This is a genomic window from Pseudomonas sp. 21615526 (genome assembly GCF_013386245.1).
GTDB lineage: Bacteria > Pseudomonadota > Gammaproteobacteria > Pseudomonadales > Pseudomonadaceae > Aquipseudomonas.
On the sequence record NZ_JACAOM010000029.1, the window covers coordinates 24,569 to 47,871 of the forward strand.

Annotated in this window: 20 protein-coding genes; 8 read left to right on the forward strand and 12 right to left on the reverse strand. The window is 60.4% G+C overall.

Translation table 11 applies throughout. From position 1 onward, the window contains the following. Positions 1-53 precede the first annotated feature (53 nt). Positions 54-671: a flagellar basal body-associated protein FliL gene (locus HX786_RS09865; RefSeq protein ID WP_178912006.1), complete on the forward strand. Its 618-nt coding sequence runs from the start codon at positions 54-56 to the stop codon at positions 669-671. Positions 672-891: 220 nt separating this feature from the next. Next, positions 892-2,229 (forward strand): glycerol-3-phosphate transporter, encoded by a 1,338-nt coding sequence (gene glpT / locus HX786_RS09870; RefSeq protein ID WP_003213972.1) that lies wholly within the window; start codon positions 892-894, stop codon positions 2,227-2,229. Here the strand turns inward: glpT and HX786_RS09875 are convergent. Next, positions 2,226-2,879, reverse strand: a complete 654-nt coding sequence (locus HX786_RS09875) for a gamma-glutamylcyclotransferase (protein WP_003213974.1) — start codon at positions 2,877-2,879, stop codon at positions 2,226-2,228. The two genes, glpT and HX786_RS09875, sit on opposite strands and share 4 nt — an antisense overlap. 40 nt (positions 2,880-2,919) lie before the next feature. After that, positions 2,920-5,313, reverse strand: a complete 2,394-nt coding sequence (locus tag HX786_RS09880; protein ID WP_178912007.1) for a TonB-dependent siderophore receptor — start codon at positions 5,311-5,313, stop codon at positions 2,920-2,922. Positions 5,314-5,642: 329 nt separating this feature from the next. On the opposite strand from HX786_RS09880, the gene HX786_RS09885 reads away from it, so the two are divergent. Continuing rightward, positions 5,643-6,119 carry a sn-glycerol-3-phosphate transporter gene (locus tag HX786_RS09885; protein ID WP_177009072.1) on the forward strand — a complete coding sequence of 159 codons (477 nt, stop codon included), beginning with the start codon at positions 5,643-5,645 and terminating at the stop codon, positions 6,117-6,119. Positions 6,120-6,269: 150 nt separating this feature from the next. Here HX786_RS09885 and HX786_RS09890 read toward each other — a convergent pair whose 3' ends face one another. From HX786_RS09890 to HX786_RS09915, 6 genes are all read right to left on the reverse strand, one after another. Further along, the gene (locus tag HX786_RS09890; protein WP_003213981.1) at positions 6,270-7,238 is read right to left on the reverse strand and encodes a CDP-6-deoxy-delta-3,4-glucoseen reductase; all 969 of its coding nucleotides are present in this window, start codon (positions 7,236-7,238) and stop codon (positions 6,270-6,272) included. Further along, positions 7,238-8,704, reverse strand: a complete 1,467-nt coding sequence (ubiD, locus tag HX786_RS09895) for a 4-hydroxy-3-polyprenylbenzoate decarboxylase (protein ID WP_134327510.1) — start codon at positions 8,702-8,704, stop codon at positions 7,238-7,240. The genes HX786_RS09890 and ubiD overlap by 1 nt, the downstream gene beginning before the upstream one ends. An 89-nt stretch (positions 8,705-8,793) precedes the next feature. Further along, entirely contained in the window at positions 8,794-10,779 is a 1,986-nt protein-coding gene (locus HX786_RS09900) for an acyltransferase family protein (RefSeq protein WP_177035325.1), read from the reverse strand. Positions 10,780-10,935: 156 nt separating this feature from the next. Next, positions 10,936-12,195 carry a transcription termination factor Rho gene (rho, locus tag HX786_RS09905; protein ID WP_008438874.1) on the reverse strand — a complete coding sequence of 420 codons (1,260 nt, stop codon included), beginning with the start codon at positions 12,193-12,195 and terminating at the stop codon, positions 10,936-10,938. 234 nt (positions 12,196-12,429) lie between these two features. Further along, a complete protein-coding gene (gene trxA / locus HX786_RS09910; protein ID WP_003213989.1) occupies positions 12,430-12,759 on the reverse strand; it encodes a thioredoxin TrxA in 330 nt (109 codons plus the stop codon). Between the two features lie 121 nt (positions 12,760-12,880). Beyond that, positions 12,881-13,576, reverse strand: coding sequence for a FadR/GntR family transcriptional regulator (locus HX786_RS09915; RefSeq protein WP_003213991.1), 696 nt, complete (start codon positions 13,574-13,576; stop codon positions 12,881-12,883). A 255-nt stretch (positions 13,577-13,831) separates the two neighbouring features. Between HX786_RS09915 and HX786_RS09920 the strand changes: the two genes are divergently transcribed. The 4 genes from HX786_RS09920 to HX786_RS09935 are packed head-to-tail and all read left to right on the forward strand — an operon-like array spanning position 13,832 to position 16,679. After that, on the forward strand, positions 13,832-14,617 hold the full coding sequence (locus HX786_RS09920; RefSeq protein ID WP_178912008.1) for a transporter substrate-binding domain-containing protein: 786 nt from the start codon (positions 13,832-13,834) through the stop codon (positions 14,615-14,617). A 22-nt stretch (positions 14,618-14,639) separates the two neighbouring features. Further along, entirely contained in the window at positions 14,640-15,308 is a 669-nt protein-coding gene (locus tag HX786_RS09925) for an amino acid ABC transporter permease (protein WP_003213995.1), read from the forward strand. Continuing rightward, entirely contained in the window at positions 15,305-15,955 is a 651-nt protein-coding gene (locus tag HX786_RS09930; protein WP_003213996.1) for an amino acid ABC transporter permease, read from the forward strand. The genes HX786_RS09925 and HX786_RS09930 overlap by 4 nt, the downstream gene beginning before the upstream one ends. Continuing rightward, positions 15,942-16,679, forward strand: a complete 738-nt coding sequence (locus HX786_RS09935) for an amino acid ABC transporter ATP-binding protein (RefSeq protein WP_003213999.1) — start codon at positions 15,942-15,944, stop codon at positions 16,677-16,679. The genes HX786_RS09930 and HX786_RS09935 overlap by 14 nt, the downstream gene beginning before the upstream one ends. A 4-nt stretch (positions 16,680-16,683) precedes the next feature. On the opposite strand, the gene HX786_RS09940 is transcribed toward HX786_RS09935, so the two are convergent. The 4 genes from HX786_RS09940 to HX786_RS09955 all read right to left on the reverse strand — a co-directional run bounded on the left by HX786_RS09940 (position 16,684) and on the right by HX786_RS09955 (position 21,251). Continuing rightward, the gene (locus HX786_RS09940; RefSeq protein WP_134327511.1) at positions 16,684-17,274 is read right to left on the reverse strand and encodes a hypothetical protein; all 591 of its coding nucleotides are present in this window, start codon (positions 17,272-17,274) and stop codon (positions 16,684-16,686) included. After that, complete coding sequence (locus HX786_RS09945; protein ID WP_256735280.1) at positions 17,240-19,744, reverse strand: fimbria/pilus outer membrane usher protein; 2,505 nt, start codon at positions 19,742-19,744, stop codon at positions 17,240-17,242. The genes HX786_RS09940 and HX786_RS09945 overlap by 35 nt, the downstream gene beginning before the upstream one ends. 7 nt (positions 19,745-19,751) lie before the next feature. Next, positions 19,752-20,468, reverse strand: coding sequence for a fimbria/pilus chaperone family protein (locus HX786_RS09950; RefSeq protein ID WP_207241471.1), 717 nt, complete (start codon positions 20,466-20,468; stop codon positions 19,752-19,754). A gap of 123 nt (positions 20,469-20,591) precedes the next feature. Then, the gene (locus HX786_RS09955) at positions 20,592-21,251 is read right to left on the reverse strand and encodes a DUF1120 domain-containing protein (RefSeq protein WP_102604076.1); all 660 of its coding nucleotides are present in this window, start codon (positions 21,249-21,251) and stop codon (positions 20,592-20,594) included. A 472-nt stretch (positions 21,252-21,723) separates the two neighbouring features. On the opposite strand from HX786_RS09955, the gene ppx reads away from it, so the two are divergent. Beyond that, positions 21,724-23,226 carry an exopolyphosphatase gene (ppx, locus tag HX786_RS09960; RefSeq protein ID WP_003214007.1) on the forward strand — a complete coding sequence of 501 codons (1,503 nt, stop codon included), beginning with the start codon at positions 21,724-21,726 and terminating at the stop codon, positions 23,224-23,226. The last annotated feature ends 77 nt before the right edge of the window (positions 23,227-23,303 follow it).

Below are 23,303 nucleotides of genomic sequence, written 5' to 3' on the forward strand. Positions count from 1 at the left end.
AGTGCCTGGGCCCATGATCGGCCGAGGCACTCACTCACTGGCAGGAATGAATAATGGTCACACCGCTGCGCGCGCTGTTTCTGGGGTTGTTGATGATGGTGTCGGCTCACGCCTTTGCCCATAAAGAGGGCAAGGATGTACGCGGGCTGAACAACGTGACGGTGCTGATCGTGCGCCATGCGGAAAAACCCGATGAAGGTCCGTTGCTGAGCCCCAACGGCGAACAGCGGGCGGCGGCCTACGCCAGCTATTTCGACCCGCTGCTGTTGAACGGCATCTCCGTGGTGCCCCAGCGGCTGATCGCTACCAGCGACAGCAAGGAAAGCTCTCGCCCGCGCCTGACCCTGACACCTCTGGCCCAGCGCCTGCAGCTCCCGCTTGAAACCCCCTACTCAGATGATCAAGTCGGCAAGCTGGTGAAGTCCCTGCGCAAGTCCAACCAGGCGCAGACCGTGTTGATCGCCTGGCATCACGGGCATATCGACAAGTTGATCGAGGCCTTCGGCGGTGACGGCGCGGCGCTGACCGGCATGAAGAAATGGCCGGAAAATGTGTATGACTGGCTGATCGTGTTGCGCTTCGACGACCAGGGTCAACTGGTGGAATCCCGCAGCCAGAAGATCCAGGAACACCTGCTTCCAGGTGATATCGCAGCCGCCAACGGCAACTGAACCGAATCACTGCCTGTGGTAAGGGAGCTTGCTCCCTCACCACAGCTTCTTGGCATCCCCTCCTGAAAACGTCCCTCACTTGCCTCTAAGCGACATGTTCGTAAAAGAACATGCAATTGCACTCAATTCCTATGCCCGCAGATAAGAGGCGGTGCTATTTTCGGTAACGAAACTGTAACATTCGCATCCGCAGTCAAAACAAGAAATCTGGAGCTCTTGAATGTTTGCTTTCTTCCGTCCTGCCGCACATCAGGCGCCCCTGCCTGAAGAAAAAATAGACAGCACGTACCGACGCCTGCGCTGGCAGATCTTCGCCGGTATTTTCTTCGGTTACGCCGGGTACTACCTGCTGCGCAAGAACTTCTCCCTGGCCATGCCGTACCTGATCGACGAGGGTTACACCCGTGGCCAGCTGGGCCTGGCAATGTCGGCGATCGCAATTGCCTACGGCCTGTCCAAGTTCCTCATGGGCCTGGTGTCCGACCGCTCCAACCCGCGCTACTTCCTGCCCTTCGGCCTGTTGGTGTCCGCCGGGGTGATGTTCATTTTCGGTTTCGCACCTTGGGCTACCTCCAGCGTGACCATGATGTTCATTCTGCTGTTCATCAACGGTTGGGCCCAGGGCATGGGCTGGCCGCCAAGTGGGCGAACCATGGTGCACTGGTGGTCGCAGAAAGAACGTGGCGGTGTGGTTTCCGTATGGAACGTGGCGCATAACGTCGGCGGCGGCTTGATCGGCCCGCTGTTCCTGCTGGGCATGGCCTGGTTCAACGACTGGCACGCGGCGTTCTACGTCCCGGCCACCGTGGCCCTGCTGGTGGCGGCGTTTGCCTTCATCACCATGCGCGACACCCCGCAATCGGTGGGCCTGCCGCCCATCGAGCAATACAAGAACGATTACCCGGAAGGCTACGACGCCAGCCACGAGGACGAATTCAGCGCCAAGGAAATCTTCGTCAAGTACGTGCTGCGCAACAAAATGCTCTGGTACATCGCCTTCGCCAACGTCTTCGTCTACCTGCTGCGCTACGGCGTGCTGGACTGGGCACCGACGTACCTCAAGGAAGCCAAGCACTTTGACGTGGATAAAACCTCGTGGGCGTACTTCTTCTACGAGTGGGCGGGCATTCCGGGCACGCTGCTGTGCGGCTGGATGTCGGACAAGATCTTCCGTGGCAACCGTGGCCTGACGGGCATCGTGTTCATGGGCCTGGTCACCGTGGCGACCCTGGTTTACTGGCTCAACCCGCCGGGCAACCCGATGATCGACATGATCGCGCTGTTCTCCATCGGCTTCCTGATCTACGGCCCGGTGATGCTGATCGGCCTGCAGGCGCTGGAGCTGGCACCGAAGAAAGCCGCCGGCACTGCAGCGGGCTTCACGGGCCTGTTCGGTTACCTGGGTGGTTCAGTGGCAGCGAGTGCGGCCATGGGCTACACCGTTGACCATTTCGGTTGGGACGGTGGTTTCGTGCTGCTGATCGGCGCGTGCCTGCTGGCCATCGCGTTCCTGATCCCCACCTTGTGGCACACCAATAGCGTCAGTGCCGCACGTTAATCGTCGGAACAGCCTTTGGAACACCGCTTGAGCCGCGCCTCCAGATTCTTGTCTGGCATGGCGTGGCTACGCAGGGCGTTGACGGTCTGCTCGACATAATCGCGCGTAGTGCCGTAACGCCCGCAAGCGCTTTGCAACACGTGATTCAGCACGATGTCGGGCAAATTGCCGGCATAACTGGGCAGGTGCCGCTCCAGGACAAATCCCAACGCCTGCACCTGGCTGCCATCTTCCAGACGACAGCTGAGCCAGTGCGGCCGGTACGAGGGATACGGCATCTCGCGCTGCCACAGGGCATACAGCGAGGCCTCCAGTTGATCTTCCGGCAAGCGGTAGGCAAACCCGCTGCACGAGCCGCCGCGATCCAGGCCAAACACCAGCCCCGGTATTTCCGGCGTGCCCCGGTGCTCATGGGACCACAGGTACAAGCCCCGGTGATAACCGTGGACCCGCGCCCGCATCCGCTGTGTCGACGAACATTCAGGCCGCCAGATCAGCGAACCGTAAGCGAATAGCCAGACCGGCCCACCCTTGTGCAGCGCCATGGTGGCTTGCATCGAGCTCATCAACTGTTCGTGAGTGAGTTGCGGCCCCAGATCGAGCCGCGGAGGGTAAGCCAATTGCAAAAGATCAGATTCAATGGCGGTCATGGCAGATCGCTTAGGTCTCCTTTGTTGTTACGAGAAGCTGTTACCAGTTGTAAGCAACTTTACCGTAATAGAACGCGCCGCTGTAACCGTACGGCGAAAAAGTGCTATAGGCCAAATTGCCACCACTGCTGGCGTAGGCATTGAGTTTTTCCGGGTATTTGTCGGTGACGTTGTCGCCGCCAACGGTGAAGGTCCAGTTTTTCAGCTTGTAGTCGGCTGACAGATCCAACAGCCAGGCGGCCTTGAAGCGCTGGTCGTTGGTCGGGTCGGCCTGGTAGCTGGTGAATGAACCATAGCGCACCAAATTACTGTGCAGCGCCCAGTTGCCGAAACTCAGGTCGTTGCCCAGGCTCAGCTTGTGCTGTGGCGTGGTATCGCCCAGCAGGCCGATGCGCTCGCGACGGTCCACCCGAACCAGGCTCGCGCCCAGGCTATCCAGTACGGACGGGTTGGCTTTTACGTCGGTGACCTTGGTGTGGTTGTAGTTGTAGCCCACGGTGCTGTTCCAGCGCACACCGTTGTCCAGTTGGTAGCGATAGTTGGCCACCAGGTCGACGCCATTGGTGGTGGTGTCGGTGGCGTTGGTGAAGTAGCGCACCGTGGTGTAGTTGATGTTGCCGACGCCATTGGCCTGCAGATACGCGAGCGCAGCCGGGTTCTTGCTCAGGTCCAGGTTGGAGGACAGGCTGATGCGGTCGCTGATGTCGATACGGTAGACATCGGCGGTCACGGTCAGGTTGTCGGTCGGCTCCAGCACCAGGCCGAGACTGTAGTTGCGGGACTTCTCGGCTTTCAGGTCTTCAGCGCCGAGCAGGCGCGCCACCTGGCTGTTGGCCGGGAAGGTGCCGGCTTCCTGGATGGTGTTGCCGATCAGTTGCGACGAGGTGTAGGCGAAGTTTTGCTGTGCCAGGGACGGCGCACGGAAACCGTTGGAAACACTGCCGCGCAAGGCCACTTGCGGGGTGAAGTCGTAACGGGCGGAGAGCGAGCCGCTGACGTTGGAGCCAAAATCACTGTAGTCCTCGTGGCGCACGGCGGCGGAGGCACTGAGTTTTTCGGTGAAGTTGGTTTCCAGGTCCAGGTACTGCGCCCAGTTGTGGCGCGTGCTGGTGCCGGCGTCGGAATCACGGAAGCCGCCCAGGCCCGAGCTGCCGGTCTGGTAGTAGGACGCCGGGTCGCCCGCCTTGATCTGGTGACCCTGGTCCAGGTATTCGCCGCCAAACGCCACCGACACTGGATACGGCAACCAGCCCAGGCTGAATTCCCGCGACAGGTCCAGGCTGAGTTGCTTCTGGTCATTGACCAACGTGCCGTTGTCGAACTTGCGCGGCGTGGCCAGGCCCAGCGAGGTGTTGATGGTTTCGGTACCGATCTGGTACTGGTTCTTGCCGTAGTTGACCGACACATCGTAGTGCCAGTCATAGGCCAACAACCCGCGCAGGCCGACCGCCAGGGACGTGTCTTCCACGTCACCGCGAATCAACGGCAGGTAACCATTGGGGTTGAGCGCAGGAATGTTGTTGCTCGCGTTGCTGGCCCGGTAGAACGCCGCCGTCTCGCCGCGGGTCTTGCTGTAGCCGCCAAACGCATAGAACTCGGCCGCATCGCCGAAGGAATATTCCGAGTTGAGAAACAGCTTGCCCTGGTCAGTGGCCGGCTCGCCCTGGCGGAACACCCGCTGGCCGTAGGTCGTCGAACCAACGCTGCCCGGACGCAGGTCCTTGCCGGCGCGGTTGGTGTAATCGTTGTCGGCGCCTTCGGCAGAGATGTTGATAAACCCGTTATCGCCCAGCGCCACACCGGTGTTGCCGCTGAGGTTGCGCTGGATACCGTCGCCCTTCTTGTACTCACCAAACTTGCTGGTGATCGAGCCGCCGTGGTCGTCATGCTTGAGGATCACGTTGATCACCCCGGCAATCGCATCGGAGCCGTAGCGGGCCGATGCGCCGTCACGCAGCACCTCGATATGGTCGACCGCCGACAACGGGATCGCATTCAAATCCGCCGGCGCCGAGCCACGCCCAACCGTACCGCCGAGATTGACGAAGGCACTGGTGTGGCGGCGCTTGCCGTTGACCAGCACCAACACCTGGTCCGGTGACAGGCCACGCAGCTGCGCCGGGCGCACCAGTTCGGCACCGTCTACCAGGCTCGGGCGTGGAAAGTTGATGGAAGGAATCAATCGGGCCAACACCGCGCCCAACTCATCAGAGCCGGTGCTGCGCAAGGTGTCGCCGGAAATCACATCGATAGGTGACAACGAGGCACTGGCGGTGCGCTCTTGGGCGCGGGTGCCGGTGACAATGACTGTATCGAGTTTGGGTACATCGGCAGTGGCCGTTTCGGCGGATGCCACTGGACTGAATCCCACAGCGGTCAGCAAATTAGCCGACAAAATCGCCGTGTACAGCAGGTGCTGCTTGTTGCTCCCCATACCGCTCCCCTTGGAATCAAAAGCCAGAACGTCAATGCTCTGAGCTCGTACGATCGATCCGTGTGGCGGACGGTGGCGGTCATTTATTGGTTATTGGCAGAAAGTCGGTAGTCCGTTGGCATATAGCTTAATGATATTTATGTAACAAATTAAATACCTTTAAAGAATAAGCGAATGCATAAGCCCAGGCCGCTCCGCTCATCAGGATTGGCTGCCTCAATCCCTGTAGTTTCAGCGCAGGTTCAGCCTGGGGGCACGCTGAGCCTTCAAAATAGGCGCCTGTCACGACCCACCTGGCCGCCAACCGAATCGACTACCGAGGTCACTCCATGAAATACCGACTGCCCAGCCTGTTGTTCCTGGCACAGGCCACCACCGCCCTGGCGGCGGAAGTGCCGACCCAGGACGAAAAAGGCTTCTGGTATGCCCAGACGAGCGTCTACACCCGGCATTTTGCGCCGGACAAGGACCACAACAACAACCAGGACCTGATCGGCCTGGAGCGCAATGAAGCGTCAGGCCTGGTGTATGGCGGGGCGACGTTTCGCAACTCGTTCAGCCAGCGTTCGTACTACGCCTATGCCGGCAAACGCTACGACATGCCCGATTACCCGGTGTACTTGAAGCTGACAGGGGGTTTGATCCAGGGCTATCGCGGCAAGTACCGCGACAAGATTCCGCTGAATGGACTGGGGGTAGCGCCGGTGATCATCCCCTCGGTGGGCACCCACTACGGGCCGGTCGCCGCCGAGCTGGTGTTGCTCGGGTTCAATGCGGCGATGGTGACCACGGGCGTTCGTTTCTGATCAAGCCGCTGAAAGGCTTCTGTGGCGAGGGAGCTTGCTCCCGCTGGGTCGCGAAGCGGCCCTGAAGTTCATGCGATCTTAAAGATAGAACCCAGCGACTGTTTCGGGGCTGCTGCGCAGCCCAGCGGGAGCAAGCTCCCTCGCCACATGTTACGGGCGGGGTGCGTAGGCAAATACGTCAGCACGCATCTGGTGTGCATCCATGCCGGCCTCGACAAGCGCATCCAGGGTGCCGTAGATCATCGCCGGTGAACCACTGGCGTAGACATGCACGGCCTTGAGGTCGCTGATGTCTTCGCACACCGCTTCATGCAACAGCCCGCAGCGCCCTTCCCAGCCACACAGGTCGCTGACCACTTTGTGCAGGAACAGGTTGGGCAGTTGCAGCCACTGGTCCCAGTGCTCGATGTCGTAGAAGTCTTCCGGTCGACGTACCCCCCAATACAGATGCACCGGGTGCTTGAAGCCACTGGCGCGACAGTGTTCGATCAGGCTATGCATCTGGGCCATGCCGGTGCCGGCGGCGATCAGCACCAGCGGCCCGTCGGGCAGTTCCGCCAGGTGGGTGTCGCCAAACGGCATTTCGATGCGGGCCATCTGGTTGCGCTGCAACTGCTCCAGCAGGCTGCGGGCGCTGTCTTCCCGGGCCAGCACGTGCAATTCCAGCTCGCGCCCGGCGTGGGGCGCCGAGGCCAGGGAGAATGCCGACTTCTCGCCGTTTTCCCGCTCGATCATCAGGTATTGCCCGGCGTGGTAGCGTACCGCCTTGCCGGCCGGAGCCCGCAGGCGCACGCGCCAGACGTCACCGCCCACCTCGACGCATTCACTCAGTTGGCAAGACAGTTTGCGCACCGGCAATTCTCCCGGCGCCAGCACGCCATCCCACAACACAATGCAATCTTCCAGCGGTTCGGCAATGCAGGTATAGAACTCGCCATGGTCACGCACCTCACCGGCTTGCTGCACCCGGCCTTCCACCAGCAGCGCCGCGCACACGTGGCACACGCCATTGCGGCAGGCCTGGGGGCAATCGTAGCCCAGGCGGCGCGCGCCCTCGAGGATCCGCTCGCCGGGCGTCAGTTCAAGTACCGCACCGGAAGGCTGCAGGGTTACACGCATCAATCTATTCCTAATTCTTTCCAGAGCGCATCGACACGGGCAGTGACCGCTTCGTCCTTGACGATCACGCGGCCCCATTCGCGGGTGGTTTCACCCGGCCATTTATGGGTGGCGTCCAGGCCCATTTTCGAGCCGAGGCCCGATACCGGGGAAGCAAAGTCGAGGTAGTCGATCGGCGTGTTGTCGATCATCACCGTGTCGCGCTTGGGGTCCATACGCGTGGTGATGGCCCAGATCACGTCGTTCCAGTCCCGGGCGTTGATGTCGTCGTCGGTGACAATAACGAACTTGGTGTACATGAACTGTCGCAAAAACGACCACACACCCAGCATTACCCGCTTGGCGTGGCCGGGGTACGACTTCTTCATCGTCACGATGGCCATGCGGTACGAGCAGCCTTCGGGCGGCAGGTAGAAATCAGTGATTTCCGGAAACTGCTTTTGCAGGATCGGCACAAACACTTCGTTCAACGCCACGCCGAGGATCGCCGGCTCATCCGGCGGGCGGCCGGTGTAGGTGCTGTGGTAGATCGGCTTGACCCGGTGGGTGATGCGCTCGACGGTGAACACCGGGAAGCTGTCGACTTCGTTGTAGTAGCCGGTGTGGTCGCCGTAGGGGCCTTCATCGGCCATCTCGCCCGGGTGAATCACGCCTTCGAGGATGATTTCGGCGGTGGCCGGCACTTGCAGGTCGTTACCGCGGCATTTCACCAGCTCAGTGCGATTGCCGCGCAACAGGCCCGCGAAAGCGTACTCGGACAGGCTGTCGGGCACCGGAGTGACGGCGCCGAGGATGGTCGCCGGGTCGGCGCCCAGGGCCACGGAAACAGGGAATGGCTGGCCGGGGTGCTTTTCGCACCACTCACGGAAATCCAGGGCGCCGCCACGGTGGCTCAGCCAGCGCATGATGACCTTGTTGCGGCCGATCACTTGCTGACGGTAGATGCCGAGGTTCTGGCGGTCCTTGTTCGGGCCCTTGGTGACGGTCAGGCCCCAGGTGATCAGCGGGCCGACGTCGCCAGGCCAGCAGGTCTGCACGGGGAGCATGCCGAGGTCGACATCCTCGCCTTCGATCACCACTTCCTGGCAAACCGCGTCTTTCACGACCTTGGGGGCCATGGCGATGATCTTGCGGAAGATGGGCAGCTTCGACCAGGCGTCCTTGAGCCCCTTGGGTGGCTCGGGTTCCTTGAGGAAGGCCAGCAGCTTGCCGATCTCGCGCAGTTCGCTGACCGACTCGGCGCCCATGCCAAACGCCACGCGGTCGGGGGTGCCGAACAGGTTGCCGAGCACCGGAATATCAAAGCCCACCGGGTTTTCGAACAGCAGCGCCGGGCCCTTGTTGCGCAAGGTGCGGTCGCAAATCTCAGTCATCTCCAGGACCGGGGAAATCGGCACCTGGATACGTTTCAACTCTCCGCGCTGCTCAAGTTGCTGCACGAAATCCCGAAGATCCTTGAATTTCATTAACCATGCCACCCGTAAAATAGGCGTACATCCTACCTGCTCTTACGGTCGCTGGCAGCTTATTGAGCAGCATTGCCGACGACACAGACTCAAAGAGCCGATGCCTGGGTTTCATCGCGCAAGGCTTTGAACAAGGGTTCAAGAAACGCCTCGACATACCGCGAACCAACCGCCGAGAGGTGATTGTCGTCGGTGTACAGCGACTGACCGTCCAGTTCCACCCGGCACCAGTCATTCGCACTGCATAACTTGGGCGCCGGATCCATTACCTTTACCCCGGGATCAGCCGCCGCCATGCGCTCGAATACGCTGCTGATATAGGCCTGGCGCTGGAGGTGCTCATCCAGGGGCATGCCTTCTTTGTCGGTGGGCCGGCCGAGCATCGCCAGGCGACTCAGGCGGTAAGGCGGACTGAATTCCTGCAGGGGGACTTCCTTGACCAGCCACACCCGATGACCGCTGGCGCGCAATTGCTGCACAAGGGCGCCCAGACTTTCAGCGAAGCGCCGCTCGGCGAAGGCGCGGTCATAGGTTCCGGTCGCCGGGTCCAGCAACGAAGCCTCGGTATCACCATCGCGCTGCCCATAGACATACAGGCTCCAGCGCGCCACCAGCACCACGTCGCTAAAGGTTTCCTTGCCGAGCAGTTGCGTGACCTGCTGGTTAAAGGTCAAGCAGCCCGGAACGCTTTCCTTGCGATTAAACGGCAGGCAACCGGCATAACCTGCCTGGGTGACGCTGACACCGTACTTGCTGGCGCCGTCTCGCAACGCCGGAACCAGCGCCGTGGCATGGCTATCGCCCCAGACCAGCGCGCGCGTCGGCGCGGACTGAGGCCCGAAATGACAAAATCCATGGTGGCGATTTTTCCCACCATCCACCAGGCAGGCCATAAGGTCCGGGCTCCACTCGCGCGCCTGGGCAAATTGCAGCGCCTCGGGCGACAGGCGCCAAGGCAAGCCCTTCGTCATGACCAGGCCTTTGCCGAGCAGTCCCACCCCAAGCAGCGCGATACCCGCCGCCACCAGGATTTGCTTGCGCCCTGCCAACAGCCGACGTTCACGGAACGGCGCCTCGACAAACCGCCAGGACGCATAACCCAGCACCAGGCTCAACACAAACAGTGCACCAAGCTCCCACGGGCCCAGCCCGTCGACACTGGCGTACTTGCCAAACACGTACACCGGCCAGTGCCACAGGTACCAGGAGTAGGAGATCAGGCCAATCCCCACCAGCAAGCGGCTACCCAGCAGCTTGCTGGTCAGGGTAGTTTGCTGGCCGTTGGCCCAAATCAGGCAGACCACGCCCACCACCGGCAACAGCGCTGCGGCGCCGGGAAACGGCGTGCTCGGGTCATACGCGAAGACCGCCAGCAGGATCAGGCCGAGGCCGGCAAGGCTGACGGCCTGCGCCAACGCCGGGCTGGCGCGGTACTCGCGTACCGGCATTACCGCCAGCATTGCGCCCGCCAACAGCTCCCAGGCACGCATCTGCAGCAGGAAAAAGGCTCTTTCCGGAGCGTGGGCCACCGCCCATGTACTCATGCCGAATGACACCAGCAACAATACGAACAGCGCCGTGCGCCAATATTTGAGCCGGCTCGACAGCAGTGTCAGCAGCAGTGGGAAGAGGATGTAGAACTGTTCTTCAACCGACAATGACCAGGTATGCAGCAACGGTTTGATATCGGAGGCCACATCAAAGTAACCGTCCTGACGCATGAAAAACAGGTTGGAGATAAACACCACCTGGTTATGTATCGAGCGCCCCAACTCGCTGTAATCCTTGGGCGCCAGCAGGAACCAGCCCACCACCAGCGCGCCGAGCATCATCACGAACAGTGCCGGCAGGATACGCCGCGCTCGCCTGGCCCAGAAGCTGACAAAACTGAAACGGCCGGCCTCACGCTCGCGCCAGATGATCGAGGTGATCAAGTAGCCGGAGATCACGAAAAACACGTCGACGCCGACAAAGCCGCCGGTAAAGCCCGGTACACCAAAATGAAACAGCACAACAGCGAGCACAGCTATGGCACGCAGGCCGTCAATGTCCCTGCGATAAGCGAGAATGGTCATAAAATCTTGTAATTTGCCTGATCGGATGGACAGCGAGTGTAGTCACACACGCGAATTTGTTTCTAAACAGACACACACTAAAGCCAAAACTCCTTTTCCAGAAACAAAAAAAATGGCGCCCCATGGGGCGCCATCCTTTTTGACCGAAGCGTCGTGTTACTTGCGCTTCATCGACAGGAAGAACTCGTCGTTGGTCTTGGTGGTTTTCAGCTTGTCGATCAGGAACTCGATGGCCGCAACTTCGTCCATCGGGTGCAGCAGCTTGCGCAGGATCCACATGCGCTGCAGTTCGTCATCGGCGGTCAGCAACTCTTCGCGGCGCGTGCCGGAACGGTTGATGTTGATGGCCGGGAACACCCGCTTCTCGGCGATACGACGGTCCAAAGGCAGTTCCATGTTGCCGGTACCTTTGAACTCTTCGTAGATCACTTCATCCATCTTCGAACCGGTTTCAACCAGTGCGGTGGCGATGATGGTCAGCGAGCCGCCTTCTTCGATGTTCCGCGCAGCGCCGAAGAAACGTTTCGGCTTCTCCAGGGCGTGGGCATCGACACCACCGGTGAGCACCTTGCCGGAGCTTGGGATCACGGTGTTGTAGGCACGGGCCAGACGGGTGATGGAGTCGAGCAGGATCACCACGTCTTTCTTGTGTTCGACCAGGCGCTTGGCCTTCTCGATCACCATTTCGGCAACCTGCACGTGGCGGGTTGGCGGCTCATCGAACGTCGAGGCAACCACTTCGCCGCGCACGGTGCGCTGCATTTCGGTTACTTCTTCCGGACGCTCATCGATCAGCAACACGATCAGGTGAACTTCAGGGTTATTACGGGCGATGTTCGCTGCGATGTTCTGCAGCATGATGGTCTTGCCGGCTTTCGGCGGGGCCACGATCAGGCCGCGCTGGCCTTTGCCGATCGGGGCACACAGGTCGATGACACGACCGGTCAAGTCTTCGGTGGAACCGTTGCCGGCTTCCATCTTCATGCGCACGGTCGGGAACAGCGGCGTCAGGTTCTCGAAGAGAATCTTGTTTTTCGCGTTCTCGGGACGATCGTAGTTGATCGTGTCGACCTTGAGCAGGGCGAAATAACGCTCGCCTTCCTTTGGAGGGCGGATCTTGCCAACGATGGTGTCACCGGTGCGCAAGTTGAAGCGACGGATCTGGCTCGGCGAGACGTAGATATCGTCTGGGCCGGCGAGATAGGAAGCGTCTGCAGAGCGGAGGAAGCCGAAGCCGTCCTGGAGAATCTCCAGCACGCCATCACCGGAGATTTCCTCGCCGCTTTTCGCGTGCTTTTTCAGCAGGGAGAAAATCACGTCCTGCTTGCGCGAACGGGCCATATTTTCTATGCCCATCTGTTCGGCCAATTCGAGCAGTTCGGTAATCGGCTTTTGCTTGAGTTCAGTCAGATTCATATAGGAATGACGTAATCATTTATGGAGGGGGGGAAATTAAGCTTTTGGCTTAATGAGGCCGCGCCGCAGAGAAGGCGACAGGATCGCGTACTAATCGAAAAGGAGAGCGTCGGCGACGGCTTGCAGGGGGCAGTGGAGAAACCAGTGCGGGGCCGAATGTACCACCTGAGTTTCAGAGCGTCTAGCCCTGTTTCACGAAAAAGCCCCGCAAATTGCGGGGCTTTTTGAGGACGCTTAGATATTGGCGTCGAGGAAAGCCTGCAGCTGGGACTTCGACAGCGCGCCGACCTTGGTGGCCTCGACGTTGCCGTTCTTGAACAGCATCAGGGTCGGGATACCACGCACGCCGTGCTTGGCCGGAGTTTCCTGGTTGTCGTCGATGTTCAGCTTGGCAATGGTCAACTTGCCTTCGTAAGTGGTGGCAATGTCGTCCAGGACCGGAGCGATCATTTTGCAAGGACCGCACCACTCAGCCCAGTAGTCAACCAGCACCGGGCCCTGGGCCTTCAGTACTTCGGCCTCGAAGGTCGCGTCGGTGACGTGCTTGATAAGATCGTTGCTCATGGATGTCTCCGGGTTGTAAGCAAAAAAAACGTTGCCCATCATAGCCGCCCTTCCCGCGTTCAGGAAGCTGCAGCTGATTGACTCTTCCTATGATGGCGCATGAGTTTGGGTATAGCCCAACTCATGGGGTTACGGGAGTGATGAAGGCAATCCCTGTACGCAACGCCGCGTTACGCACATGTTCCTGCATGCTTTTCTGCGCCGCCCCGCTGGCGCGTCGGGCCAGGGCACGGAGGACCTTGCGGTGCTCCTGCCAGGTCTCCATGGCCCGCTCCGGCCGGATGAACGGTAGTTTCTGGCTCTCCAGGAACACCTCGGCACTGGCGCTGAGGATGCTCACCATCGCCTGATTGCCGCTGGCCAGCAGGATGCGCCGGTGGAATTCGAAGTCCAGCCGGGCGGCTGCCTCGAAATCACCGGCCTTCAGCTCCTTGCGCATCGCCTCGACGTTATCTTCCAGGATGTCCAACTCCCCGGTGGTCAGCGTCACCGCCGCCAGCCCCGCCGCAAAACCTTCCAGGGCGTAGCGCAGTTGAAAGATATCCAGCGGCGTCGCCTGTGCCGTAAACGGCCAGGCCAACCCCGGCAGCTCTTCGGCCGCTTGCACGAACACGCCTTTGCCCGGCTGCACACTTACCACGCCCAAGGCACTGAGGGACGACAAGGCTTCACGCAAAGAGGCCCGGCTCACGCCCAATTGCAGCGCCAGGTCGCGCTGGGAGGGCAACGCATCACCCGGCCCGAAGCCCTCGTCAGCGATCAATTTGCGGATGGCCTGTAGCGCCACTTCCGGTACGGCTTGGGCGATGGAATTCATAAGAAACTCAGGTTTCCAGTCAACTGAGCGGCTAGTTGTAAAGCTATTCGCAGCGCCCGGCAAGCCACGCCCCAAAGGGGCTCGCGCGGTTTTGACGGCGCTCGAAAAGGGTGCAGAAAACCCAGTAACTGTTCAGACCAGTAAGACCGCCAAGACTCAACAGCCACCGGCTCTGGCGCGAAATACGGCGGTGCTGGCATGGGCTGTGCACTGGCAAAAACCGGAAAATCCTTTCGTCCTTTTCGGAGAGTCGCCATGACCAAGCGTTGCAGCGCCCTGCTCACTGCCCTGTTTGCCAGCCTGATGCTGAGCCAGGCGCCCGCCCAGGCCAACGGTCTGGACGATATCGTCGCCCGTGGCACCCTCAAGGTGGCCGTGCCCCAGGATTTCCCGCCGTTCGGCTCGGTCGGCCCGGACATGAAGCCCCGCGGCCTGGACATCGACACCGCAAAGCTTTTGGCCGACCAGCTCAAGGTCAAGCTTGAACTGACCCCAGTCAACAGCACCAACCGCATCCCGTTCCTCACCACCGGCAAGGTCGACCTGGTGATTTCCAGCCTGGGCAAGAACGCCGAGCGCGAGAAGGTCATCGACTTCTCCAAGGCTTACGCGCCCTTCTACCTCGCCGTATTCGGCCCTCCCGATGCGCCGATCAGCACCGTTGACGACCTCAAGGGCAAAACCATCAGCGTGACCCGTGGCGCCATCGAAGACATCGAGCTGACCGCCGTGGCGCCAAAAGAGGCGACGATCAAGCGCTTTGAAGACAACAACTCGACCATCGCCGCCTACCTCGCCGGCCAGGTGGACCTGATCGCCAGCGGCAACGTGGTGATGGTGGCCATCAGCGAACGCAACCCCAAGCGCGTGCCGGGACTGAAAGTGAAGCTCAAGGACTCGCCGGTGTACGTGGGCGTGAACAAGAACGAGCCGGCGCTGCTGGACAAGGTGAACCAGATCCTGGTCGCGGCCAAGGCCGACGGCAGCCTGGAAAAGAATGCATTGCAGTGGCTCAAAGAGCCGCTGCCGGCTGATCTCTGAGCGCGGTAACGAGGGTTAGCCTATGGCCTATCAATTCGACTTTGTGCCGGTCCTGGCCAATACCGATCTGCTGCTGCGCGGCGCGCTGTTCACACTTGAACTGACCGCCATCGGTGCAGTACTGGGCGTGGCGCTGGGAATCGTCGGCGCCGTGGTGCGGGCGTGGAAGATCCAGCCGTTCAGTTGGATCTTCGGCGTGTACGTCGAGTTGATCCGCAACACGCCGTTCCTGGTGCAGTTGTTTTTCATCTTCTTCGGCCTGCCGTCCCTCGGCCTGAAAATCACCGAATGGCAGGCGGCAGTGCTGGCGATGGTGATCAACCTGGGGGCGTACTCCACCGAGATCATCCGCGCCGGGATCCAGGCGATCCCCCGCGGGCAACTGGAAGCGGCGGCCGCGCTGGCGATGACACGTTTCGAGGCGTTCCGCCATGTGGTGTTGCTGCCCGCGCTGGGCAAGGTCTGGCCGGCCCTGAGCAGCCAGATCATCATCGTGATGCTCGGCTCGGCGGTCTGCTCGCAGATCGCCACCGAGGAACTGAGCTTTGCCGCCAATTTTATCCAGTCGCGCAACTTCCGCGCCTTTGAAACCTATGCGCTGACAACCCTGGTCTACCTGTGCATGGCGTTGATGATCCGCCAATTGCTGAACTGGATCGGCCGGCGCTATGTCATGAGGAACGCCCGATGAGTGATTTTTCGTTCTGGGACATCGTGCGCAACCTGCTCACCGGTTTGCAGTGGACCTTGCTGCTGTCGCTGGTGGCGTTCATCGGCGGCGGCGTGATCGGCTTGCTGGTGATGACTATGCGCATCAGCACCAAGGCGTTCCCGCGCAATGTCGCCCGCACCTATATCGAACTGTTCCAGGGCACGCCGCTGTTGATGCAACTGTTCCTGGTGTTCTTCGGCATCGCCTTGCTCGGCGTGGACATTTCGCCCTGGCTGGCGGCGGCGATTGCCTTGACCCTGTTCACCAGCGCCTACCTGGCCGAAATCTGGCGTGGCTGCGTCGACTCCATCGCCCACGGCCAATGGGAGGCGTCCGCGAGCCTGGCCCTGAACCCGCTGGAGCAATTGCGCTACGTGATCCTGCCCCAGGCCCTGCGCATTGCCGTGGCGCCAACCGTGGGTTTCTCGGTGCAAGTGGTCAAGGGCACCGCCGTGACCTCGATCATCGGTTTCACCGAGCTGACCAAGACCGGCGGCATGCTCGCCAACGCTACCTTCGAACCCTTCATGGTCTATGGCCTGGTGGCGCTGGGTTACTTCCTGCTCTGCTACCCCTTGTCCCTCAGTGCGCGCTACCTGGAAAGGAGACTGCATGCCTCTGCTTAGAATTTCCGCCCTGCATAAATATTACGGCGATCACCACGTACTCAAGGGCATCGACCTGAGTGTCGAAGAAGGCCAGGTGGTGGCGATCATCGGTCGCAGCGGCTCGGGCAAATCCACCCTGCTGCGCACCCTCAATGGCCTGGAGTCGATCAACGACGGCGTGATTGAAGTCGACGGCGAATACCTCGACGCCGCCCGCGCCGACCTGCGCACCCTGCGGCAGAAAGTCGGCATGGTGTTCCAGCAGTTCAACCTGTTCCCACACCTGACGGTGGGCGAAAACGTCATGCTTGCGCCGCAAGTGGTGCAGAAAGTGCCGAAAGCCAAGGCCGCACAATTGGCGCGACAGATGCTCGAGCGCGTTGGGCTGGGGGAGAAGTTCGACGCGTTCCCCGATCGTTTGTCCGGCGGCCAGCAGCAGCGGGTAGCAATCGCCCGGGCTCTGGCGATGTCGCCCAAAGTGCTGCTGTGCGATGAAATCACCTCGGCCCTGGACCCGGAGCTGGTCAACGAAGTGCTCAGCGTAGTGCGCCAACTGGCCAAGGATGGCATGACACTGATCATGGTCACCCATGAGATGCGTTTTGCCCGGGAAGTGGGTGACAAGCTGGTGTTCATGCACCAGGGCAAGGTGCATGAAGTGGGCGACCCGAAAATCCTGTTTGCCAATCCGCAGACCGCCGAGCTGGCCAACTTCATCGGTTCGGTGGAGCGCACGGACTGAGGCATCAGGCCCCGGGCGCCCACTCAAAACCGCCCTGCCCCTCAAATGTCGTTTCATCCCTGACGGCCAGCAAAGCCGCAGGCAGGAAGGTCTCGACGTTGACCAGGGCGGTGAAGCGGCGCCCATGCACCGGCATACCCGCTACGTGTGCAACAAGCCTATGGCCCGGCAGCAATCGTCCGGTCGCCGGCTCTTCAGACAGGTGCGGCATTACCAGCTCAACGGATTTTCCATCGACTTGAGCGGACTGCAGGCTCAGGGTGAAATGCCCCTGGCGCCCAAACCGAAAGCCCTCCAGGCCTGCGGGTACGCCCGTAAAGCGCAGCGCCATGGATACAGGCGCCTCACAGGCCATGTTCAGGCGAAGCGTGCGCTTGCCCAGCGCGATCTGTGGGTGGCCCCGCTCGGCTTGGCGAACCAAACCGTAATCAACCCGGGGCTGGCTCAAGGACACCTGGCAGTTATCTGCCCGCGCCTCATTGGCCAACACCACGACAAACAGCAGCAGGTAAAGGATAAGCCCATGACGCAGGCGTACACCGTCAAAAGGCCCCACCGGCTCAGAGGGTACGGCAGACCGCCGAACCTGTTTCATAGAATTTGTCGTCATTGGATTCTGGCTCAAGGTTCAGTTGCAACAAGCAGGTGCTTGAATCTGGCAAGGAGATGTTCAGCGCTCGCGACTCATCCAGGCTGTTAAGGAAGACCATGCCCTCGCCCACGACGCTGGTCAGGAAAGCATTGTTGCTGTCGAAAACCGAGGCTCCCTGGGGCAAGGGTTGGCCGTGCGCGTCACGGACCTCAAGCAATACACGGCGCACTTTCACTACTTCGAAATCGATCGTGTTGAAAGAACCGCGTCCGGCCGCAAGGACCTTGGTGCCGTTTTTCAGATCGATGCGCTTGGGCAGGGATTGGGTTTGCACCTCGACATTGCTGCTGCGGTAGGCAGGCAGGCTGGCGATCACCGCCTGCCCGCGGTAGTCAGTCCAGACCGGCCCCTGCGGCGTCGAAACCTTGGCTGCCCCGACATTACCCACCGAGACAATTCCAAAGGTGTCCTGGACGGCATAGGGCGAGAACGTCATGCCTCTGTCGTGGGCCACCACGCCGCCCTGCAATTGGCCGGTATACCCGGTGCTCAATGAATCATGTCGCACACCCAACCCTATCTGGGTGTAACGCGGCATGGCATTCACGCGGGCGTGAACAGCCTGTGTACGGCTCGCCTGCTCACGCGCAACCCCCACTTCATAGTTCACATAGTCGTTGACCCGATCGCTGAAGGCGGTCCCAAGATCGAACCTGTCGCCCCGCCGACTGGCATACGAGGTGACGCGGCGATCCCCACCGAACGGCACGGTGACCTGCAACCGAAGCGAAAGCCCCTTATCCGACACATCGCTGCGCTCGTCTCGAACGGTGTTCTTGACCTTGCGCGGTCGAGAGCCGCCCACCCGGGAATCCGCAATCAAAGCCACCTGGGTGCCATTGAACTGCTGGTTCCATGAGGCAAAGACGTGTTCGGCGGAGCGATCATCAAATTGCGAGCTGCGGGAATAACTGACGGAAAAGCCTCCCAGGGACGGGGCGACCCAACTCAAACCTACCGTGTATTGGTCCTTGAAGCGGGCATCCCGCTGGTCACGCCGCGTCGACTGCCCCACTTCCAGTACTTCGCGATAATCCCGCGTCTGGGTAGTGGCACTCGACGTCATTTCAATGCCGGCGAACAGCGGACTTCCCACGGTGACTGAGCTGCGAGCCCCGGTAACTTCGTCCCGGCCATCGCGAGACAGGTTCTGGCGCACGCCAACCGAAAGGTGCTGGAAAAAAACACTGCTCCACACGCCACCCGCCGCCTGGTATTCGTCGGTACTCAACAGGCCGAATCCCAGTGACGAGTTGCGCCCCAATCCCCAGGTCCCACTGCCCATCGCCACGACCGGAGGCTCCCCGGCACCCGGATTTGCCCCGCGCACCTTGCCCAGGGAGAAGTAATAACCGGGCTCTATCGGTACCGCCCCCGCAAAGGACGCGGCAGGGACGGTGAACCCATGCCTGCCACCGCGAGTGCCAATGACACTGACCTCAAGATCGCTGGTGCCATTGAGTATGGGTAATCCGGTCAACGTGAACGGGCCTTCCGGTACCAGTGTGGTATGGATCAACACCCCGGCCTGGCGCACCTCGACCCGGGATGGGCTCTGGGCCAAACCTTCGACCACCACGCTGCTGCCACCCGGGCTGCGCGATTGGCCATCCGGCGAAAGCTGGAAACCCGACAGCTGTAACCCACCGAACACCGGGTTGTTGCTGGAAATCTGCCCGACCTGGAAGGTCGACTTCAGGGGCGCGAAATCGCGCTGGGCGTAGGCATTCACATGCTCGCTGCTGCGCTTGCCGTTATCGGAGACAAAGAATTGGCGGCTTCGGACGATCCAGTTGCCGATATTGAATCCCGCCTCGGTGTAGGCCGAAACCGAGCGGGAAGAGCCGCTGTTGAAGCGCTCTTCGAATCCCTGCACATCGTAATTGAACAAGGCTGCCGTGCCGCCCTGGGAGAAACTGCCGACATCCCATTCGGCCTCGCGCATTGACTGAGTAGGCACCACCAGCGATACCTCATCGCTGCCGGGGCGCAACTTGACGATGGTCGCGGGGTAAGCACCGAGAAAGTCATGACACGCCTGGTCGGGCGCGATACCCGGCCGAATAATCGCGGCTGGCAACCGCAACCCGGCCTTGTCCAGCAGGACCGGGGTAAAACACAACTGCCCCTGGTAGTCGAAGCGTGCCTCCACCAGGCCCAATGAGGTGCCGTTGACCTGCAGCCCCACCACGTGCACGCCCTCGCGGAATCGCGCAGCACTGCGAAAATAATGGGCAACCTTCGGGTCGATCCCGTTCGCCGACAAGACCGCCAGATCAAAACCCGATCCGAGCTCCAGCGCGTAGGCGGGAAGGCTCCACAGCGTTGCCAGGCCGATACAAGTCCGGGAAACCGAGGTTCGAATGGGTCGTACAGAGAGGCTCCAATCGTTTGCATGGGTAGCATTTCTCATAGACCGCTCAACCCGCCTCGACAACAACGGAGGCTTCGTAGGCGGTTGCCGAATACCCGTAGACCGTCGCCGGTTGAATCTCGACACCACTGACCTGGGCCACCGCCTCTTCGATGCGGGTCGATAACACTTCGCCAGGCAGGATATAGGTGCGCGGCAATATCGCCGGGTGCCTCGACGGCAGCAAGTGTACCTCCAGCCCCATCCGGACCACGTAGGCACTGTCGTTATGAACCGTCAGCCGATTTCCCCGCAGCTTCCACTTCAGCAACTTCCATGGCTCCTGATGCCGCGGCAAGCCCTGGGGATGCAGGATCAGCGGTAAGTCCTGTCGAATGGTCACTCCAATGGTCGAGCGCCCTTCGGCGCGCGCCTGCGGAATACCTTCAAAGGTGACACGCTTCAATCGCTGGGTCTTGAGCGGCTGCTTCAAGGTACTGATAAACCGCACAAGTTGTGTTTCGCCCGGTTCGACACGGGCGATAGGAGGCGTAACGATCAAGAGTGTCTCCGGATCTTCCGGGACGTTTTGAATGACTGTGTGAAGTAAAGCAGGGCCAGCGTCCGTATTTTTTACGTTGATCGTCGCTTCACCGTTCTCTTCATAAAGAATAACAACGGATGTTTCCGGCTCCATTCCATCCGCTCTTACACTGCCAGAAACTAAAAAATAAAGATTCGCACACCAGAACAGAGCATTAACTGTATTTAAAAGACGACTCATCGAACTCTACCCGCAACCAGATAACGCACCGTTGACAATCACGAAATACCTATACGCATATAAAGAGCCAGCACGAAGCCACGGTGCGCGACCGCCTGCTAAATGCTGGCCATGTTTATAGAGTTAGATTCGAGTTACTACCAAAGTAGCAGCTCCATTCAATTGAATATCCCTGCTGAGATCCAGTGCATCGCCGCGATTGATCACAGCCTTGACTACGAGAGTGCCGGTAACGGAAGAGACCGCGGCTGGAGTTGTGTTGTTATTACGGCTCCAGGAGTGCTGGTAAGGAGATTTTTCGACCTTGCCGTCACTGGTGCTCCAGGCACCGCCGGAGCTTGTCCTTCTAAGCGGGTACAGCGTAGCGCCGACAGTGGTCAAGGTGGCGAGCCTGATCGAATAGCCACCGGTATTCCTGGTTCCGACCGCGCCAAGGCCAAAGTTGTGGTTGTCGGTGAAGCCGGTTCCCAGGATCCCCCTTACGACACTGTTTGTTTGTGAGTCAGTAACGGACAGTGCCATCTGGGCAGCCGCCGCACCACAGTTGACGTTTAACGGCAGCGACTTTTCCGGCAGAGGATAGAAAGAGGTCAGCGGAATGCTCGACGCATTGATCGTACCGTAATCAACGGTGCCGCCTGTGGCGCCGAGGTTTACCGTGCATGCAGCTGGTTTAATGGTTCCGGTGACTCTCAGGTTCCCGGCACCACTTGTATTTGCTTGAGCACCCATGCTTACCGCCAGGCCAACGACCACTATTGCCAAACCAAATGTTCTGTTCATGTTCATCCTGTCACTGAAGTTCTCAGGTGCATGTGGTTCGCCGGGCTATTCCATGCCCAACTGCTATCAACCTTGATAGGCAAACTACAAATAGTTAACACCACGGCTTAATTGCCGAGTGACAGTCTCTCTCGTAAACACCCGAAGAAAGAATGAGACGACGCCTGAACTAGTGTCAGAGCGGTAAAAAAACAATGTCCCCTTAGATCATCCTTGCAGTAGTCCTGACTTAATTATCGACTGGAACAAATAACCCAGCCATGTAGGCATATTCAGGAAGCCTATTAAAGCTGGAGATTTCCGTTACTCCACTTGCCCTACGGAACAATCGCCAGGCGCATCAAGAATCCCCCTACATATCCTGCAGATTTTCCTCCAAGACACCGATGAGCGAATTCCGGAAGCACTACGCGTTGGCGTCAGCGGTTGATCGTGGCACGATGGCGAGGTTATCGACCGAGACCCCTTAACCATGCCGCAATCCCAAGCCAAGAATCTGTCCCTGATCGCCGCCATCGACCTGGGCTCCAACAGCTTTCACATGGTCGTGGCCAAGGCCCAGAACGGCGAAATCCGCATCCTTGAGCGGCTCGGCGAGAAAGTGCAACTGGCTGCCGGGATCGACGACGAGCGTCAGCTCAATGAAGAATCCATGCAGCGCGGGCTCGATTGCCTGAAGCGCTTTGCCCAACTGATCAACGGCATGCCCCCGGGCGCCGTGCGGATCGTCGGCACCAACGCCCTGCGCGAAGCCCGCAACCGGGGCGAGTTCATCCGCCGCGCCGAGGAGATCCTCGGGCACCCGGTAGAGGTCATCTCCGGCCGCGAGGAAGCGCGCCTGATCTACCTCGGCGTGTCCCACACCCTGGCCGACACTCCGGGCAAGCGCCTGGTGGCCGACATCGGCGGTGGCAGTACCGAATTCATTATTGGCCAGCGCTTCGAGCCGCTGCTGCGCGAAAGCCTGCAAATGGGCTGCGTCAGCTACACCCAGCGCTATTTCAAGGACGGCAAGATCACCCCGGCCCGCTACGCCCAGGCTTATACGGCGGCGCGGCTGGAGATCATGAGCATCGAGCACGCCCTGCACCGCCTGACCTGGGATGAGGCCATCGGTTCGTCCGGCACCATCCGCGCCATCGGCCTGGCCCTCAAGGCCGGCGGCCATGGCACTGGCGAGGTCAACGCCGAAGGCCTGGCCTGGCTCAAGCGCAAGCTGTTCAAGCTGGGGGATGCCGAGAAGATCGACTTCGAAGGCATCAAGCCTGATCGCCGCACCATTTTCCCGGCGGGCCTGGCGATTCTCGAAGCGATTTTCGACGCCCTCGAACTGCAACGCATGGACCACTGCGATGGCGCCCTGCGTGAAGGGGTGCTCTACGACCTGCTGGGCCGTCATCATCATGAAGACGTCCGTGAGCGCACCCTCAGCTCGTTGATGGAGCGTTACCACGTCGACCTGGAACAGGCGGCGCGGGTTGAACGCAAGGCGCTGCATGCTTTCGACCAGGTCGCAGCGGATTGGGACCTGGAAGACGGCGTGTGGCGTGAACTGCTGGGCTGGGCGGCCAAGGTCCATGAAGTGGGGCTGGACATCGCCCACTACCATTACCACAAGCACGGCGCCTACCTGATTGAGCACTCGGACCTGGCGGGTTTCTCCCGTGAAGACCAGCAGATGCTCGCGCTGCTGGTACGCGGCCACCGCCGCAACATCCCCCGGGACAAGTTTGCCGAGTTCGGTGCCGAGGGCATCAAGCTGATTCGCCTGTGCGCGCTGCTGCGGTTTGCGATCCTGTTCCACCACATCCGTGGTACCCAGGAAATGCCGCAAGTGGTCCTGCGGGCCAATGCCGACAGCCTGGACGTGGTATTCCCGAAGAACTGGCTGGATGAAAACCAGCTGACCCAGGCGGATTTCGCCCAGGAAGCCGAGTGGCTGACGCGGGTTGGGTTCACGCTGAACGTGCGCTGATATGAGTGAGTGACGCGGAGCGTCACAGGATGTATTCCCACGCAGAGCGTGGGAACAATCCAACGCCACAAAACAAA

Bases quoted from the DNA above. Each gene is read 5' to 3' on its own strand.
- HX786_RS09940 (WP_134327511.1), bottom strand. From the start codon at position 17,274: ATGAAACAGGTTCGGCGGTCTGCCGTACCCTCTGAGCCGGTGGGGCCT.
- HX786_RS09945 (WP_256735280.1), bottom strand. From the start codon at position 19,744: ATGAGAAATGCTACCCATGCAAACGATTGGAGCCTCTCTGTACGACCC.
- ppx (WP_003214007.1), top strand. From the start codon at position 21,724: ATGCCGCAATCCCAAGCCAAGAATCTGTCCCTGATCGCCGCCATCGAC.
- HX786_RS09885 (WP_177009072.1), top strand. From the start codon at position 5,643: ATGAAATACCGACTGCCCAGCCTGTTGTTCCTGGCACAGGCCACCACC.
- HX786_RS09920 (WP_178912008.1), top strand. From the start codon at position 13,832: ATGACCAAGCGTTGCAGCGCCCTGCTCACTGCCCTGTTTGCCAGCCTG.
- HX786_RS09865 (WP_178912006.1), top strand. From the start codon at position 54: ATGGTCACACCGCTGCGCGCGCTGTTTCTGGGGTTGTTGATGATGGTG.
- ubiD (WP_134327510.1), bottom strand. From the start codon at position 8,704: ATGAAATTCAAGGATCTTCGGGATTTCGTGCAGCAACTTGAGCAGCGC.
- HX786_RS09890 (WP_003213981.1), bottom strand. From the start codon at position 7,238: ATGCGTGTAACCCTGCAGCCTTCCGGTGCGGTACTTGAACTGACGCCC.
- HX786_RS09935 (WP_003213999.1), top strand. From the start codon at position 15,942: ATGCCTCTGCTTAGAATTTCCGCCCTGCATAAATATTACGGCGATCAC.
- HX786_RS09915 (WP_003213991.1), bottom strand. From the start codon at position 13,576: ATGAATTCCATCGCCCAAGCCGTACCGGAAGTGGCGCTACAGGCCATC.
- HX786_RS09925 (WP_003213995.1), top strand. From the start codon at position 14,640: ATGGCCTATCAATTCGACTTTGTGCCGGTCCTGGCCAATACCGATCTG.
- HX786_RS09900 (WP_177035325.1), bottom strand. From the start codon at position 10,779: ATGACCATTCTCGCTTATCGCAGGGACATTGACGGCCTGCGTGCCATA.
- HX786_RS09875 (WP_003213974.1), bottom strand. From the start codon at position 2,879: ATGACCGCCATTGAATCTGATCTTTTGCAATTGGCTTACCCTCCGCGG.
- HX786_RS09880 (WP_178912007.1), bottom strand. From the start codon at position 5,313: ATGGGGAGCAACAAGCAGCACCTGCTGTACACGGCGATTTTGTCGGCT.
- trxA (WP_003213989.1), bottom strand. From the start codon at position 12,759: ATGAGCAACGATCTTATCAAGCACGTCACCGACGCGACCTTCGAGGCC.
- HX786_RS09930 (WP_003213996.1), top strand. From the start codon at position 15,305: ATGAGTGATTTTTCGTTCTGGGACATCGTGCGCAACCTGCTCACCGGT.
- HX786_RS09955 (WP_102604076.1), bottom strand. From the start codon at position 21,251: ATGAACAGAACATTTGGTTTGGCAATAGTGGTCGTTGGCCTGGCGGTA.
- glpT (WP_003213972.1), top strand. From the start codon at position 892: ATGTTTGCTTTCTTCCGTCCTGCCGCACATCAGGCGCCCCTGCCTGAA.
- HX786_RS09950 (WP_207241471.1), bottom strand. From the start codon at position 20,468: ATGAGTCGTCTTTTAAATACAGTTAATGCTCTGTTCTGGTGTGCGAAT.
- rho (WP_008438874.1), bottom strand. From the start codon at position 12,195: ATGAATCTGACTGAACTCAAGCAAAAGCCGATTACCGAACTGCTCGAA.